The sequence below is a fragment of the Amycolatopsis sp. NPDC004747 genome, assembly GCF_053601335.1.
The window spans coordinates 184,290-199,698 of the sequence record NZ_JBSGBQ010000009.1 but is presented as its reverse complement, the minus strand read 5'-3'; the positions used below and the strand labels follow the sequence as shown (position 1 = coordinate 199,698).

The 15,409-nt window shown below is 73.4% G+C and carries 17 protein-coding genes; 15 read left to right on the top strand and 2 right to left on the bottom strand.

The genetic code is table 11. The features are described from left to right. Positions 1–127: 127 nt before the first annotated feature. Complete coding sequence (locus ACWEGE_RS16885) at positions 128–1,264, bottom strand: acyl-CoA dehydrogenase family protein (RefSeq protein WP_449661367.1); 1,137 nt, start codon at positions 1,262–1,264, stop codon at positions 128–130. A gap of 162 nt (positions 1,265–1,426) precedes the next feature. Here ACWEGE_RS16885 and ACWEGE_RS16880 point away from each other — a divergent pair, with 162 nt between their 5' ends. The 15 genes from ACWEGE_RS16880 to ACWEGE_RS16810 all read left to right on the top strand — a co-directional run bounded on the left by ACWEGE_RS16880 (position 1,427) and on the right by ACWEGE_RS16810 (position 14,731). Then, positions 1,427–2,536 carry an LLM class flavin-dependent oxidoreductase gene (locus tag ACWEGE_RS16880; protein WP_449661366.1) on the top strand — a complete coding sequence of 370 codons (1,110 nt, stop codon included), beginning with the start codon at positions 1,427–1,429 and terminating at the stop codon, positions 2,534–2,536. Continuing rightward, positions 2,533–3,195 (top strand): alpha/beta hydrolase, encoded by a 663-nt coding sequence (locus ACWEGE_RS16875; RefSeq protein WP_449661365.1) that lies wholly within the window; start codon positions 2,533–2,535, stop codon positions 3,193–3,195. Before ACWEGE_RS16880 ends, ACWEGE_RS16875 begins: the two co-directional genes overlap by 4 nt. 8 nt (positions 3,196–3,203) lie before the next feature. Then, complete coding sequence (locus ACWEGE_RS16870; protein WP_449661364.1) at positions 3,204–3,626, top strand: RrF2 family transcriptional regulator; 423 nt, start codon at positions 3,204–3,206, stop codon at positions 3,624–3,626. Between the two features lie 11 nt (positions 3,627–3,637). After that, entirely contained in the window at positions 3,638–4,066 is a 429-nt protein-coding gene (locus ACWEGE_RS16865; protein WP_449661363.1) for a cupin domain-containing protein, read from the top strand. Between the two features lie 3 nt (positions 4,067–4,069). Next, complete coding sequence (locus ACWEGE_RS16860) at positions 4,070–4,795, top strand: DsbA family oxidoreductase (RefSeq protein ID WP_449661362.1); 726 nt, start codon at positions 4,070–4,072, stop codon at positions 4,793–4,795. 100 nt (positions 4,796–4,895) lie between these two features. Further along, positions 4,896–5,864, top strand: a complete 969-nt coding sequence (locus ACWEGE_RS16855; protein WP_449661361.1) for an ABC transporter substrate-binding protein — start codon at positions 4,896–4,898, stop codon at positions 5,862–5,864. Beyond that, positions 5,861–6,661, top strand: a complete 801-nt coding sequence (locus tag ACWEGE_RS16850; protein ID WP_449661360.1) for an ABC transporter permease subunit — start codon at positions 5,861–5,863, stop codon at positions 6,659–6,661. The genes ACWEGE_RS16855 and ACWEGE_RS16850 overlap by 4 nt, the downstream gene beginning before the upstream one ends. A gap of 9 nt (positions 6,662–6,670) precedes the next feature. Beyond that, a complete protein-coding gene (locus ACWEGE_RS16845) occupies positions 6,671–7,639 on the top strand; it encodes an ABC transporter substrate-binding protein (protein WP_449661359.1) in 969 nt (322 codons plus the stop codon). Then, a complete protein-coding gene (locus tag ACWEGE_RS16840) occupies positions 7,636–8,334 on the top strand; it encodes an ABC transporter ATP-binding protein (RefSeq protein WP_449661358.1) in 699 nt (232 codons plus the stop codon). Before ACWEGE_RS16845 ends, ACWEGE_RS16840 begins: the two co-directional genes overlap by 4 nt. Next, a complete protein-coding gene (locus ACWEGE_RS16835; RefSeq protein ID WP_449661357.1) occupies positions 8,331–9,791 on the top strand; it encodes an FAD-dependent oxidoreductase in 1,461 nt (486 codons plus the stop codon). The genes ACWEGE_RS16840 and ACWEGE_RS16835 overlap by 4 nt, the downstream gene beginning before the upstream one ends. Continuing rightward, complete coding sequence (locus ACWEGE_RS16830; protein WP_449661356.1) at positions 9,788–10,141, top strand: 4Fe-4S binding protein; 354 nt, start codon at positions 9,788–9,790, stop codon at positions 10,139–10,141. Before ACWEGE_RS16835 ends, ACWEGE_RS16830 begins: the two co-directional genes overlap by 4 nt. Continuing rightward, on the top strand, positions 10,138–11,193 hold the full coding sequence (locus ACWEGE_RS16825; RefSeq protein WP_449661355.1) for an LLM class flavin-dependent oxidoreductase: 1,056 nt from the start codon (positions 10,138–10,140) through the stop codon (positions 11,191–11,193). Before ACWEGE_RS16830 ends, ACWEGE_RS16825 begins: the two co-directional genes overlap by 4 nt. Continuing rightward, positions 11,190–13,412: a molybdopterin-dependent oxidoreductase gene (locus tag ACWEGE_RS16820; RefSeq protein ID WP_449661354.1), complete on the top strand. Its 2,223-nt coding sequence runs from the start codon at positions 11,190–11,192 to the stop codon at positions 13,410–13,412. The genes ACWEGE_RS16825 and ACWEGE_RS16820 overlap by 4 nt, the downstream gene beginning before the upstream one ends. Next, positions 13,412–13,903, top strand: coding sequence for a flavin reductase family protein (locus ACWEGE_RS16815; RefSeq protein WP_449661353.1), 492 nt, complete (start codon positions 13,412–13,414; stop codon positions 13,901–13,903). The genes ACWEGE_RS16820 and ACWEGE_RS16815 overlap by 1 nt, the downstream gene beginning before the upstream one ends. 78 nt (positions 13,904–13,981) lie before the next feature. Continuing rightward, positions 13,982–14,731: a PP2C family protein-serine/threonine phosphatase gene (locus tag ACWEGE_RS16810; protein ID WP_449661352.1), complete on the top strand. Its 750-nt coding sequence runs from the start codon at positions 13,982–13,984 to the stop codon at positions 14,729–14,731. On the opposite strand, the gene ACWEGE_RS16805 is transcribed toward ACWEGE_RS16810, so the two are convergent. Next, positions 14,694–15,383, bottom strand: a complete 690-nt coding sequence (locus tag ACWEGE_RS16805; protein ID WP_449661351.1) for a TetR/AcrR family transcriptional regulator — start codon at positions 15,381–15,383, stop codon at positions 14,694–14,696. The two genes, ACWEGE_RS16810 and ACWEGE_RS16805, sit on opposite strands and share 38 nt — an antisense overlap. Positions 15,384–15,409 lie beyond the last annotated feature (26 nt).

The following is a 15,409-nucleotide window of genomic DNA, read 5'->3' as shown; positions in this document are numbered from 1 at the left end:
CTGGGCGGTTCTCACTCGAATGGCCGCTTCCCACTGGACAAGACAAGGACACGCCCACGGCGCGAACCGGTCGCCGGCGGTGGGGCCACCCGGCGGGAAGCGATCCGGAGCTCTCCCGGGACCGCGGTCAAGCGAGGATGGACCGGCCCAGCCCGGTCAGCACGGCGTCGTCCTGCGGGGTGTGGACCCGGCTGCACAGCACGTCGCGGTAGTGCCGCTGCAGCGGGTTGGCCCGGGTCAGGCCGGGATTCCCGGTCAGCGCGACGGCCTGCTCCACCGCCTCGACGAGCAGCCGGGTCGCGAGGACCTTCGCCACCCCGGCCCGCGCCACCGCGGCCGGGTCGCCCTCGTCGGCCCGGCGGGCGAGCCCGAACAGGATCTCCTCCGCCCCGGTGATCCGCGCGGCGATCTCGCCGACCGCGGTCTGGAACCTCGGCAACGTCGCCAGCGGCTTGCCGAGCCCGCTGGGGACGCGGTCACGCAGGAACCCGGTGAGCCAGTCCAGCGCGTTGCGCGCGACACCGAGGTAGATCGCGGGCAGCGCGAGCGGGAAGGTGAGCACCGGCGGCCGCTGGGTGTCCGGTGTGGACAGTCCCGGTGGAGCCGCCGCCGGGACGTCGGTGAACACGACGTCGTGGCTCGCGCTCGCGCGCAACCCGAGGTGGTCCCAGGTCGGCTCGATCTCGATGCCCGGAGCGCCGGCGCGGACCAGGAACCCGCCCACCCGCGGCGAAGCCTCGTCGGTCCGCGCCCAGACCACCATCCACCGCAGGCCCACCGAACCGGTCGAGTAGATCTTCCGGCCGGACAGGCGCCAGCCGTCCGCCGTACGGCGGGCGGTCGTCGCGGGCAGGCCGCCGCGGGTCGGCGAGCCGAGCTCCGGTTCGACGCGCAGCGCGTTGATCAGCACCGGCCGCTCGGCGGATTCGGCGAGGACCTGCCGGTAGACCTCTTCGGGCCATGACGGCTCAGTGCCCTGGGCGGCGTGCACGAACAACGTCATCGCGGTGACCAAGGCCACCGACGGATCTCCGCGCCCCAGCTCGGAAAGCAGCCGGGCGGTGTCGAGAACACCGGCGCCCGGACCGCCGTAGCGCGGGTGCACGGTCGTGGTCAGCAGGCCGGCGGCGTGGACCAGCTCGACGCCCTCGTGCGGGAACGTCGCTTCGCGGTCGTGCTCGCCGGCCCGCGCGGACAGCGCACCGACGATCGACGGCAACGCGGCCAGGTCGGGCTGCGGCACGGTGGCGACGCTCGTGGTCACGAGTCCTCCCGGGGTATCGGCGAGCGGGCCGACGATAAGCCGCCCGGCGGAGGCGGAGCCAGCACCGTCCACCAAATGGACACCCGGAGATGCCCAATTGACACCGCCGTCGCTCGTGTCGTTCGCTGAAGCGAGCATTGTGCTGCGGCGAAAGGAAAGCAGATGCCCGTCGAGTTCGTCGGCATGATCGGCACCCAGGACGCGAGCGAGACCCGGCCCGCCAGAGGCCCGGTGATCGACCCCGCCTACGTCCGCCGGTTCGCCAGGGCGCACGAGGACGGCGGCTTCGACCGGGTGCTCATCGGCTACGGCGCGGGCTGGCCGGAAGGCCAGCAGGTCGCGGCCTACGCGGCCGCGCACACCGAGCGCCTCGGCCTGCTCGTGGCCCACCGCCCCGGGTTCGTCGCGCCGACGCTGGCGGCGCGCGCGTTCGCCACCCTCGACCACTTCAGCGGCGGCCGGGTCGCGGTGCACACCATCACCGGCGGCAGCGACGTCGAGCAGGCCCGCGACGGCGACTACCTGCCCAAGGACGAGCGCTACGAACGCACCGGCGAGTACCTGGAGGTCCTCAAGCGCGCCTGGACGTCCGGGTCCGCGTTCTCCCACCACGGCAAGCACTACCGGCTCGACGACTACACCCCGCAGGTGCGCCCGCTGCAGAACCCGCGGATCCCGCTGTACTTCGGCGGTTCCTCGGCGGCGGCCTACCGGGTCGGCGGGCAGCACGCCGACGTGTTCGCGCTGTGGGGCGAACCGCTCAAGGAAACGGCCGAGCAGATCGCGTCCGTCCGGGCGGCGGCGAAGGCGGCCGGACGGCTGACCCCGCCGCGGATCAGCGTGTCGTTCCGGCCCATCCTCGCGCCCACCGAGGAACTGGCGTGGGAACGGGCCGAGCGGATCCTCGACAAGATCACCGCGAGCGGCGCGGCCAAGGCGGCCCGCGAATGGCGTGACGGCGGCGCGCCCACCAACGTCGGCAGCGTCCGGCTGCTGGCCGCGGCCGCGAAGGCCGACCGCCACGACCGTGCACTGTGGACCCCGCTGGCCACGGCCACCGGTGCCGCGGGCAACTCGACCGCGCTGGTCGGCACGCCCGAGACGGTGGCCAAGGCCCTGCTGGACTACGTCGACATCGGCGTCACCACCCTCCTGATCCGCGGTTACGACCCGCTCGACGACGCCATCGACTACGGCAGGCACCTGCTGCCGCTGGTGCGCTCCGAGCTGGCCCGCCGCGAGCGGCAGCCGGCCGCGGCGGCCGCCGTATGACCCGCGCCCGCTGGGCCCCGCCGGACGGCGTGACCGTGCGCGGCACCGTCGTGGTGCTGCCCGGCCGCGGCGAGCACCCCGGTCTCTACACCCGGCTCGGCACGCGGCTGGCCTTCGACGGCTACCGGGTCGTCGCGGTGGCTTCCCCGGCCGACGTCGCGGGCGAACTGCGCGGCGGCCCGGTCCCCGTGGTCCTGCTCGGCAGCGACACCGGCGCCGTCGCCGCCCTGAGCCTGGCCGCGGAGCTGCCGGTGCACGCGGTCGTGGCGGCCGGGCTGCCGCTCTCGGCCGACGCCACGCCGGATCGCTCGTGGGAGGCCGAGCTCGACGTCCGGACCGCGTGCCCGGTGCACCGCGAGCTGCTCGGCACCGACGACCGCCTCCGGCGCGGCGCCCTGCTCTCGGAGCCCGCCGGCATCCCGGCGGCGCTCCCCCGCACGCCGGTGCTCGTCCTGCACGGCGGCGCGGACCGGGTCGCGGACCCGAAGGCCGCGAGCGCGTTCGCCGAGATGCTCCCGGCGGGCCGGTTCGCGCTGGTCGAGGGCGGCCGGCACGACGTGCTCAACGACGTCGCCCACCGCAGCGTGGCCGCCGAGGTCGTCCAGTTCCTGGAGTGGCTGCGCGCCGGGACGCGCGGGCCGGTCCTGGTCCGGGGATGATGGCGGGCATGCGCATCTCGGCCAGGGCGGACTACGCGATCAGGGTGCTGCTGGAGCTCGCCGCGGACACCTCGCGGCCGATCACCTGCGAAGCCGTCGCCGCCACCCAGGACATCCCCGCCCGGTTCATCAAGGCGGTCATGCGGGACCTGCGGCAGGCCGGGCTGGTCCGCAGCCAGCGCGGCTGCGAAGGCGGCTACTGGCTGGCCCGGCCGGCCGGCGAACTGACCGTGCGGGACGCCGTCGTGGCGGTCGACGGCGAGTTCCTCTCCGTCCGCGGCGAACCCCGCCCGGCGCTGGCCTACCACGGAACGGCCGCCGGGCTCACGCCGTTCTGGTCCGGCCTCGAGGCCGGGCTCGACGCGCTGCTGCGCGCCACGACCATCGCCGACCTGCTCGACGGCGCGGCGCCCGCCCGCGTCGCCACCTGAAAGGACTTCGCGTGAGCGACCTCTGGCACCAGCCCCTGCGCCACATCCGCGGCGCCGACCTCACCGGCGACACGAACCAGACGAGCGGCATGCGGCGGCTGGAGGCGATCTCCGGCAAGACGGTCGGGTCGTCGAAGGTGTGGATGGGCGAGACGCACGTCGCGCCGGTGACCAACTCGGGCGACCACCACCACGGCGAGGCCGAGACGGCCATCTACGTCAAGTCCGGTCACCCGGTGTTCGTCTTCGCCGACGGCGAGGAGGAAATCCGGATCGAAACCGGGCCCGGCGACTACATCTTCGTTCCGCCGTACGTGCCGCACCGCGAGGAGAACCCGACCGACGAAGAGGCGGTCGTGATCATCGCGCGGAGCAGCCAAGAAGGCATCGTGGTCAACCTGCCGAGCCTGTGGTCCCCGGTCGACGTGCCCGAGGACTGAGCCGTGCCGCTCGAAGTCGTCGAGTACACCGACCCCGCCTGCCCGTGGGCGTGGGGGTCGGAGCCGAAGTTCCGCCTGCTGCGGGCGGAACTGCCGGACGCCCGGTGGCGCCGGGTGTTCGGCATCCTCTTCGACGACGACGAGGACCCGGCACCGGACCCCGCCGCCGAAGCCGCCTGGTACGCGAAGTTCATCGACGGCGTCACCGAGTACACCGGCGCCCCGAAACCGCCGCACCTGGCCTGGGTCGCCCGCACGAGCTGGCCGGCGTCGCTGGCCGCGAAAGCCGCCGAGGCACAGGGGGAAACCGTCGCCGACCTGGTCCTGACGCGGCTGCGCGAAACGACGTTCCGGCACGGCACCCCGGCCGACGACACCGGCCGGGTGCTCGCCGCCGTCGAAGGCGTACCGGGTCTCGACGTCGATGCCTTGCGGACGGCGATGGCGAGCGACGAAGTGCGGCAGGCCGTCCGGGACGACTGGCGCGAAACCCGCAACCCCTGCCCGGAAGTCCTCGACATCACCGCGCCCGGACCGCACAGCGGCCGCGCGAAGCACCTCGAACACCACGTCCGCTACGCCCTGCCGACGCTGACCTTCACCGGTCCGGGCGGCCGGTTCGTCGTGCCCGGCTGGCGTCCGCTGCGCGAATACTTCGACGCCGCGCGCGCCGCATCGGTCCACAGTGGAGCTCTTCCCGGTTCGTGGGAACCCGGTCGCGGCCGTTGACTCGGCCCGGCCGCGGGGGAAAATAGATACACGCCGGTGACCATTTAGCCCGGCGCCGCAACCGAATCTCCGCGGCCGACACCGCATTGGGGAGTTCCGCATGCCCTCGAAACCCCGGCTCGCCCTGCTCGTGGCCACCCTGCTCGGTCTCGGCACCCTGACCGCGTGCGGATCGTCCACATCGGACGCCTCCGGCCCGGTGGTGCTGCGGGTGGGCGACCAGACCGGCGCCACGCAGTCCCGGCTCAAGGCCGCCGGGCTGCTCGACGACCTGCCCTACAAGATCGAGTGGTCGCAGTTCGCCGCGGCGGTCAACCTGCACGAGGCCCTGCGCGCGGACGCGGTCGACATCGGCGGCGCCAACGACTCCCCCACGGTGACCGCGATCGCCGGTGGCTCGAAGATCAAGGTCGCCGCGGCCTGGAGCAACGGCGGCAAGGGCACCTACCTGCTGGTGCCGAAGGACAGCCCCGCGCACACCGTCGCCGACCTCAAGGGCAAGCGGATCTCCCCCACCACCCGCGGCAGCGTCGCCCACTTCCTGGTGATCGGTGCGCTGAAGCAGGCGGGGCTGACCGACAAGGACGTCACCCTGAACTTCCTCGCGCCGTCCGAAGCGAACGGTGCGTTCTCGACCGGCAGCATCGACGCCTGGGCCACCTGGAGCGTCTACGCCGCCCGTGCCCGCGGCGAACTGGGCGCCCGGGTGCTGTCCGACGGCGCGGGCATCAACTCCGGCCTCAACGTGCTCTCGGCCACCGACAAGGCACTCGGCGACCCGCGCAAACGCACCGCCATCCAGGACTTCGCGAGCCGCGTCGACAAGAGCTACACGTGGTCCAAGGACAACCCCGACGCGTTCGACAAGTGGTACGCCGGCTTCGCCCACCAGCCGATCGAGATCGCGAAGCAGGTCAGGCCGGACGAGACGACCTACCAGCGCATCCCGGTCGACGCCACGCTCGCCGCCCAGCTGCAGAAGACCTACGACACCTGGGTCCAGCAGGGCCTGTTCCCCGGCGGCAAGAAGCTGACCGACTACGTCGACTCCGGGCTCGATCCGCGATGACCCGCGCCGTCACCCGGCCGGCCGTCGTCCGCTTCCCGTACCGGGCCGTCTCCTGGCTGTCCCCGGTCGCCGTCCTCGCGCTGTGGGAACTGCTCGCGCGGACCGGGCTCCTGCCGAAGCAGGTGCTGCCGGCCCCGACCGGCGTGCTGGCCAAGGCGGGCGACCTGATCGCCGACGGCGAACTGCCCGCCAACCTGGTCGCCAGCCTGCAGCGCTCGGCCACCGGGTTCGCCATCGGGGCGAGCCTCGGGCTCGGGCTCGGCCTGCTCGTCGGACTGTCCAAAGTGGCCGAGGCACTGCTGGACCGCAGCATCCAGATGGTCCGCGCGGTGCCGTTCCTGGCCATCCTGCCGCTGGTGATCGTCTGGTTCGGGATCGGCGAAGCCGGCAAGATCTTCCTGATCGCGCTCGGCACCGCCGTCCCGCTCTACCTCACCACCGTGCTCGGCATCCGCCAGATCGACCCGAAGCTGCTGGAGATGACCGACGTCGTCGGCCTCGGCCGCGCCGCGCAGATCCGCTGGGTCGTGCTGCCGGGCGCGCTGCCGTCGATCCTCGGCGGGCTGCGGCTGTCGCTGACGGCGGCCTGGCTCGCGCTGGTCATCGCCGAAACCCTCGGCGCCGACGCCGGGCTCGGGTTCATGGCCACCAACGCCCGGGAGTTCCTGCAGACCGACGTGATCGTGCTCGTCGTGCTCATCTACGCCGTGATCGGGATCCTCTGCGACCTGGTCACCCGGCTCCTCGAACGCCGGCTGCTGCGCTGGCACCCCACCTACGCCCGCCTGACCGCCTGAGGACTCCCCATGACACTCTCCCGCCGCACGTTCCTGACCGCAGCCGGGCTGACCGCCCTCACCGCCCCGCTCGCCGCGTGCGCCACCGGCTCGGCCGGCGGCGCCACGCAGGGCAAGGTCCGGCTGACCTACAGCACCATCTCCGTCCCCAAGGCCCGCGGCGTGCTCGAGAAGACGCTCACGGACCAGGGCATCGCCGTCGAGTGGGTCGGCCCGTTCCCCAACCACGCGCCGACGCTGCAGGCCGTCGTCGGCGGCACCGCCGACTTCAGCTTCGGCGGCAGCACCACCCCGGCCGACCAGGCGATCCTCTCGGGTGCCGACCTCGTCTACGTCGCCTGGGCGGCGTCCACCCCGCGGACCACCGCGATCGTCGCCGGGGCCCACACCGGCATCGAAAAGGTCACCGATCTCGCGGGGAAGACCGTCGCGGTCAACAAGGCGGGGCTCGGCGAGTTCCTGCTGGTCGCCGCGCTGGAGAAGTACCAGGTGCCGCGCGAGTCGGTGAAGGTCACCTACCTCAACCCGCCGGAGGCGTCCGCCGCGTTCGGCGCCGGGAAGATCGACGCCTGGGCCATCTGGCAGGGCTTCCGCGAGATCGCCGAGGTCCAGTACGGCGCCAAGCCGATCTTCGTGGACGGCGACGAGCTGGACTTCCAGATCGACTTCACCAGCTACCTGGTCCGCCGCGACTACGCCGAGAAGAACGCCGACACGATCCGCACGGTGATCGCCGCGTTCCAGGCCGACTACGACTGGCAGAACCAGCACTACAAGGAATCCCTGGACATCGGCAACGCCGTCTCGCACTACCCGCAGGCCGTACTGGACAAGATGGCCGCGAAGAACGTCCGGACCAAGCTGGCGCTGATCGACGACGACGGGATCGCGCAGCTGCAGCGCGGCGCCGACTGGCTCGCCAAGCGGAAGGTGCTCAGCGGCCCGATCACCATCGCCGACCACGCGGTGAAGCTGTGACCACCGCCGTGCGCGTGCGCGCGCTGACCAAGAGCTTCGGGCCGCGGACCGTCCTCGACGGCCTCGACCTCGACATCGCGCCCGGCGAGTTCGTCGCGCTCATCGGGGAAAGCGGCTGCGGCAAGACGACGTTGCTGCGGCTGCTCGCCGGGCTCGACACGCCCGACGGCGGCGACCTCGACGCCCCGGCCGAGCGGATGGTGGTCTTCCAGGAGCACCGGCTGCTGCCGTGGCGACGGGTCTGGCAGAACGTCGCCGTCGGCCTGCCCCGGGAGGCCGCGGCCCGCGCGCTGACCGAGGTCGGCCTGGCCGGGCACCTCGACGCGTGGCCGGTCACGCTGTCGGGCGGTGAGGCCCAGCGCGTCGCCCTCGCCAGGGCGCTGGTGCGCGAACCCCGGCTGCTGCTGCTCGACGAGCCGTTCGCCGCCCTCGACGCGCTCACCCGGATCAAGATGCACGCTCTGGTCCGGCAGCTCGTCGACGCGCACCGCCCGGCGGTCCTGCTCGTGACCCACGACGTCGACGAGGCCATCCTGCTCGCCGACCGCGTGGTCGCGATGCGCTCCGGCCGGCTCGCGGCCGAGCACCGCGTCGCCTTCGACGGCGAACGCAGCCGCCGCAACCCGGAGTTCGACGAGCTGCGGCACCGGCTGCTGGCCGAGCTGGGGGTCGCCGAGCTGGCGGAGTCCCGGTGAAGGCCGACGTGCTGGTCATCGGCGGCGGCCTCGCCGCGACCTGGACCGCTTTGGCCGCGGCCCAGGCCGGCGGGGACGTGGTGCTGGTGGACAAGGGCTACTGCGGCACCAGCGGCGTCACCGCCACGGCCGGGGTCACGCACTGGTTCGTCGAGCCGTCGCAGCACGAGCGGGCCGTCGCCGAACGGCACGCGCACGCCGGCGGGATAGCCGACGCCGAGCAGGCGCTGCGGGTCCTGCGCACGACGTGGGAACGACTGCCCACCTTGGACAAGTACTACCCGTTCCCGGTGCGGGACGGGAGACCAGACCGAACGAACAACGTGCGCGGGCCGGAGTACCTGCGCGCGATGCGGGGGCTGGTTCACCGCGCCGGCGTCCGGATCCTCGACCACCACCCGGCGCTGGAACTGCTGCTGCGCCCGGACGGCTCCGTGGGCGGCGCGGCCGGGGTCCGGCGGCAGGCGGGCGGGAACTGGCAGGTGCGGGCGGGCGCGGTCGTGCTGGCCACCGGCGGCACGGCGTTCCGCTCCCACCTGCTCGGCTCGCGCGGCAACACCGGCGACGGCCACCTGATGGCCGTCGAGGCCGGCGCGCGGCTGTCCGGCATGGAGTTCTCGAACTACTACACCCTCGCCCCGGCCTTCTCGACCATGGCGCGGTCGATGACGTACCTGTTCGGCACCTACACCGACGCCGGCGGCCGGGTCATCGAGCTGCCGTCCGGGCCGGACCGCAACCGCGTGCTCGGCGCGGCGATGCTGCGCGGCCCGGTGTTCACGACGCTCGACCGCGCGCCGGACTGGGTGCGCCGCAAGATGCCCGTGGTCCAGCCCAACTTCCTGCTGCCGTTCACCCGTCGCGGGATCGACCCGTACACCGAACGGTTCGAGGTCACCCTGCTCGGCGAGGGCACCATCCGCGGGGTCGGCGGCCTGGTCGTGGCACCGGACTGCGCCACGGACGTGCCCGGGCTCTTCGCCGCCGGGGACGTCGCCAGCCGGGTCCCGGTCGTGGGGGCGATCTCCGGCGGCGGCTCGCCGAACTCGGCGTGGGCGGTCTCGTCGGGCACCTGGGCCGGGCGCGCGGCGGTCCGGTACGCCCGCGGCACGAAAGCTTCACCGGTGCGGCCGATCGGGCGGGCCGGGATCCGGCCGGGCGGCCTACCGGCCACAGTGGACACGACCGCGGTGATCGACGTGGTCCGGGAGGAGCTGAACGCCTACGACAAGAACATGTTCCGGGACGAGACCGGTCTCCGCCGGTCCCTGTCCCTCCTGGATTCCCTGTGGACGGACGTCGAGGCGCGCTTGACCGGCACCGGCCGCGACGCCGTGACCGCGCGCGAGACGGCGTCACTGGTCGCCGTGGGCCGCTGGGTCAAGGAAGCCGCGCTCCGGCGCCGGGAAAGCCTCGGCATGCACTGGCGCACCGACGAGCGGGAGGCCGCCGCGTGATCGAACTCGTTCTCGCCGACCGCTGCATCGCCTGCGACAAGTGCGTCCGGGTGTGCCCCAGCGATGTCTTCGACACCGTCCCGGACGCCCCGCCCGTCATCGCGCGCCAGAGCGACTGCCAGACGTGCTTCCTCTGCGAGCTCTACTGCCCGGCCGACGCCCTGTTCGTCGACCCCGACTGCCGCCGGCCCGTGGCCGTCGACGAAACCGCCGTCCGGGCTTCGGACTGGCCCGCGCAGTACCGGCGCGACTCCGGCTGGGGCCGGGCCCGCCGCACCCACGCCAACGAAAGCTGGCGGATGAGCGACATCTTCGCCGCCGCCCGCGCCCTGGGACAGGAGACCCCGTGACGCTCGAATTCATCGGTTACGCCGCCGGCCGCCAGGCCAGCGAGACCGTCGCGCCGGAGGGCCCGGTCATCCAGCCGGAGTACCTGCGCGAAGTCGCCCGCGCGCACGAAGCGGCCGGGTTCGACCGGGTGCTGATCGCCCAGTCGGCGAGCAGCCCGGACGGGTTCGTGCTCGCCGACCAGGTCCTCGCCGCCACCGGCCGGCTCGGCGTGCTGCTCGCCCACCGCCCCGGCTTCGTCGCGCCCACCCAGCTCGCCCGCAAGTTCGCCACCCTCGACGCGTTCCACCCCGGCCGGGTCGCGCTGCACGTGATCACCGGCGGCGACGACGCCGACCAGGCCCGCGACGGCGACTTCACCGACAAACCCACCCGCTACCGCCGCACCGACGACTTCCTGACCGTGGTCCGCCGGACGTGGGACTCGGCCGAGCCGTTCGACCACGAAGGCGAGTTCTACCGGGTCGAGGGCGCGCTCTCCGACGTCCGCCCGGCCGCCGGGATCCCGGTGTACTTCGGCGGCGCGTCGGCCGACGCGATCCGGGTCGGGGCGAAGCACGCCGACGTCTACGCGCTCTGGGGCGAACCGCTGGCCGGGATCGCCGAGCGCATCGGCCAGGTGCGGGCCGCGGCCGGCCGGGACATCGCCTTCAGCGTCAGCCTGCGGCCCATCCCGGCGGCGACCGAAGCCGAGGCGTGGGACCGCGCGCGGGACATCCTGCGGCTGACGCAGGAGCGCGTCGGCGAGTTCAAGGGCCGCCGCGATTCGACCGAGGCCGTCGGCTCCCAGCGGCTCCTGGAGGCGGCCGCGACCGGCGAGGTGGTGGACGAGCGGCTGTGGACGGCGGTGGCGAAGGCGACCGGCGCCGCCGGGAACTCGACCGCGCTGGTCGGCAGCTACGAGCAGGTCGCGGACTCGCTGCTCGGCTACGTCCGGCTCGGCGTCGGCACGCTGCTGATCCGCGGGCTCTCGCCGCTGGCCGACGCCCGCGACTACGGCACCCTCGTCAAGCTGGTCCGGGAGCGCGCGGACGCCGTTACCGTCGGCGCATGAAGCCGAGCACATCGCACTGGGGTGCCTTCTCCGCCGAGGTCGACGCGGAAGGGCGGCTGCGCGTCGAGCCGCACCCGGCGGACCCGGCGCCGTCGCCGCTGCTGGGCAACCTGGCCGCCGCGCTGGACCACCCGAGCCGGGTGGCCCGGCCGGCGGTCCGCCGCGGCTGGCTCGAGCACGGTCCCGGCCCGGACGACCGGCGCGGCCGCGACGAGTTCGTCGAGGTGCCGTGGGACGACGTCCTCGACCGGCTGGCCGCCGAACTGGACCGGGTCCGGACCGAGCACGGCAACCAGGCCGTCTTCGGCGGCTCGTACGGCTGGGCGAGCGCCGGGCGGTTCCACCACGCCCAGAGCCAGCTGCACCGCTTCCTGAACACGATCGGCGGCTTCACCGCGTCGCGGAACAGCTACAGCAACGGGACTTCGTCGGTGCTGCTGCCGCACGTCGTCGGCGACCAGCACGCGGTGCTGCGCCAGGCGTCGACCTGGCCGACGATCGCCGGGCACACCGAGCTGATCGTCGCCTTCGGCGGCGTGCCGGAGAAGAACGTGTTCGTCACGCCCGGCGGGGTCACCGTGCACGGCACACCGGGGCACCTCGCGCGGCTGCGGGCCCGCGTCGCGCTCGTCAGCCCGCTGCGCGACGACCTGCCGTCCACACTGGACGCGCGGTGGTACCCGATCCGGCCCGCCACCGACACCGCGCTGATGCTCGCGCTGGCGCACACCCTCGTCGTCGAAGGCCGGCACGACAGGGAGTTCCTGGACCGCTACTGCGTCGGCTACCCCCAGTTCGAGCGCTACCTGCTCGACAAGGACCCGGACTGGGCGGCCGGGATCACCGGTATCCCGGCCGCCGACATCGTCGCGCTCGCCCGGGAGATGGCCGCCCACCGGACGCTGATCACCGTGACGTGGTCGCTGCAGCGCACCGAGCACGGCGAGCAGCCGGTGTGGGCGGGCATCGCGCTGGCCGCGATGCTGGGCCAGATCGGCCTGCCGGGCGGCGGGTTCGGGCACGGCTACGGCTCGATGGGCGACGTCGGCGACACCGGCCCCGAGCTGCGCGTCCCGTACCTGCCGCAGGGGGTGAACCCGGTCGGCGAGTTCATCCCGGTGGCGCGGATCGCCGATCTGCTGCTGCACCCGGGTCGCGAGTACGACTACGACGGCGAAGTCCGCCGTTACCCCGACACCCGGCTCGTCTACTGGGCCGGCGGCAACCCGTTCCACCACCACCAGGACCTCAACCGCCTGCGCCGCGCGTTCACCCGCCCCGACACGGTCGTCGTCCACGAACCCCACTGGACGGCGACCGCCCGGCACGCCGACATCGTCCTGCCCGCCACCACGGCACTGGAACGCGAGGACCTCGGCTCGGGCCGCCGGGACACCCACCTGATCGCGATGCACCGGATCGCTCCTCCCGCCGGAGAAGCACGCGACGACTACGCGATCTTCGCGGCTTTGGCGGCCCGGCTGGGCGTTGCCGAGGCGTTCACCGAAGGCCGTTCCCCGCGGGAGTGGCTGGAGCACCTGTACCACTCCTGGCGCGAAGAACCGACGTTCGAGCAGTTCTGGGCCGACGGCGAGCTGAAACTGCCGCCCGGCCGCGAGCACCACACGCTGTTCGCGGACTTCCGCGCGGACCCGGTCGCCCACCCCCTGCGCACGCCGAGCGGCCGGATCGAGATCACGTCGGAGACCGTCGCGGGCTTCGGCTACCCGGACTGCCCCGGCCACCCGGTCTGGCTCCCGCCGACCGAGTCCGGGCCGCTGTGGCTGATCGCCAACCAGCCGCACACCCGCCTGCACAGCCAGCTCGACGCCGGCGACGTCAGCAGCGCGGGCAAAGTCGCGGGCCGCGAGCGGATCCGGGTGAACCCGGCCGACGCGGCGGCCCGCGGCATCACGACCGGCGACGTCGTCCGGGTGTTCAACGCCCGGGGCGCCTGCCTGGCCGGCGCGGTCCTCGACGACGCCCTCCGCCCCGGCGTGGTCCAGCTCCCGACCGGCGCCTGGTTCGACCCGGTCGACGACCACCCCACCGGCCCGCTGTGCGCGCACGGCAACCCGAACGTCCTGACGGCCGACGTTCCGTCGTCGCGGCTGTCGCAGGGCTGCGCCGGTCAGCACGCCGCGGTCGACGTCGAACTTTTCACCGGCCCCGTCCCGCACGTGCGGGCACTGCATCCCCCGCTTCGGAAAGGACGCTGATGATCGACCTGGAGTCCGTGACGTCCGAGAGCCACCTGCGCGAAGCCTTCGGCTGCTTCCCCTCCGGCGTCACCGCGGTGTGCGCCCTCGTCGGCGGAGAGCCCCGCGGGCTGGCCGCCAGCTCCTTCACGTCGGTCTCGCTGTCGCCGCCGCTGGTGTCGATCTGCATCCAGCGGACGTCGTCGACCTGGCCCCTCCTGCGGGACCGGCCGCGGCTGGGCCTCAGCGTCCTCGCCGAAGGACAGGACGACGCCTGCCTCAGCCTGTCCGCCAGGCGGGGCGACCGCTTCCGCGACGTCGAGTGGGAGCCCGGCCCGGACGACAGCGTCTTCGTCAGCGGATCGAGCGCCTGGCTGGAGTGCTCGCTGCACGTCGAGGTCCCGGCCGGAGACCATGTGATCGCCCTGTTGCAGATCCACCGCCTGCGCGCGGGCGGAACCCCGCCGCTGGTCTTCCACGGCAGCCGCTTCCGCCGGCTCGCCGCCGTCTGACCTCGGTCCCGCGCCGGACGCAGCCCGCGGTCCTCTGCTTTCCCGGACAAGACGGCGACCGGCTGGCATCCTTCCCGGATGACCGACTTCGCCTTTCGTGCCGCTGCCGGCAGTGTCGTCGGCCGGCGGTATCCGGACAACTTCGACGTCGCCCACCTGACCCGGGAACCGTTGCTCGCGGTCGTGGCGGACGGCATGGGCGACGGGGAAGGCAGCCGCACGGCCGGCCGCACCGCCGTCGACGTCTTCGTCGACCGGATCCGCACGGCGGGCGACACGCTCGACGCCGCCACGCTCCGGGCCGCGGTCGCCGAAGCCCAGGAGCGGGTCGGCGCGGCCGGGCGGCGGATCGGCCTGCTGACCGGCTGCACCCTGACCGCACTGGCCGCGTCCCCGGCCGGTCTGTGGCTGGTGCAGATCGGCGACTCCCGCGGCTACCGCCTCCGAGACGGCTTGCTGGAGCAACTGACCGTCGACCACACGATGGCGTGGCTCGGCGCCGTCAACGGCTGGTACGCGTTCGATTCACCGGAAGCCCACCACGCCCGCTACCAGCTGACCCGCTACGTCGGGCACGACGCGCACCCCGAGCCGGACGTGCTCAACCTCGCCCCCCGCCCCGGCGACGTCTTCCTGCTGTGCAGCGACGGCGTCACCGACCAGGTCCCCTACCCCCGGATCCGCGATGTCCTGCAACGGGCGGCCACCCCGGATCGTCAGGTGGGACAGCTGCTCGCCGACACCGAAGAAGCCGGTGGGAACGACAACGCCACCGCAGTGGTCGTCCACGTCACCGGGCCGGAGCGTGCAACTGGCGCAGCCCGGTGACGATCAGCTCCAGGCCGAAAGCGAACTCGTCCTCCAGCGGCACCGGCAGGGAGTCCGCGACCGTGCGCGTGGCCGGGAAGTCGGCGGACGGCAGGTCGTGGAAGCGCGCCGAGACGCGCTCTTGCTCGGCGTCGTTCCCGGTGCCGGTGAGCTGGATGGCGAACCCGAGGACGTAGCGCGCGAGGGTGGCATAGGCGCGCGCCGCGAGGCTCGGCGGCAACCCGCCGTCCAGCAGGACGGCCAGGCAGCGTTCCCGCAGGGCCATCGCGTTCGGTCCGGTCGGGGTCTGCTCGATCAGCAGGGGCGCGAGCTTCCGGTGCTTGCCCAGCGCGTCGAACATCGCCCGCGCGAACGCCTGGCAGGCCTGGTCCCAGCTCAGCTCCGTCAGGGCCCGGGAGTCGAGGTCGACCTCGGCGAACACGCGGTCGATGACGTGGGTGACCAACGTCGCCCGGTTGCCGAAGTGGCGGTAGAGCGTGGCCGTGCCGGATTCGAGCCGTTGGGCGAGGCTCCGCATCGACAGCGCCTCGGCGCCTTCCTCGTCGACCAGCTGCAGCGCCGCGGCGAGGATCCGGTCCAGCGGGACGGCAGGGCGGCCCCGCGATCGTCGTGCGGACGCGGTGGCTTCGGCCGGCAAGGAGGTTCTCGACACGCTCAGAAGTATGACCGCAGGTTGAC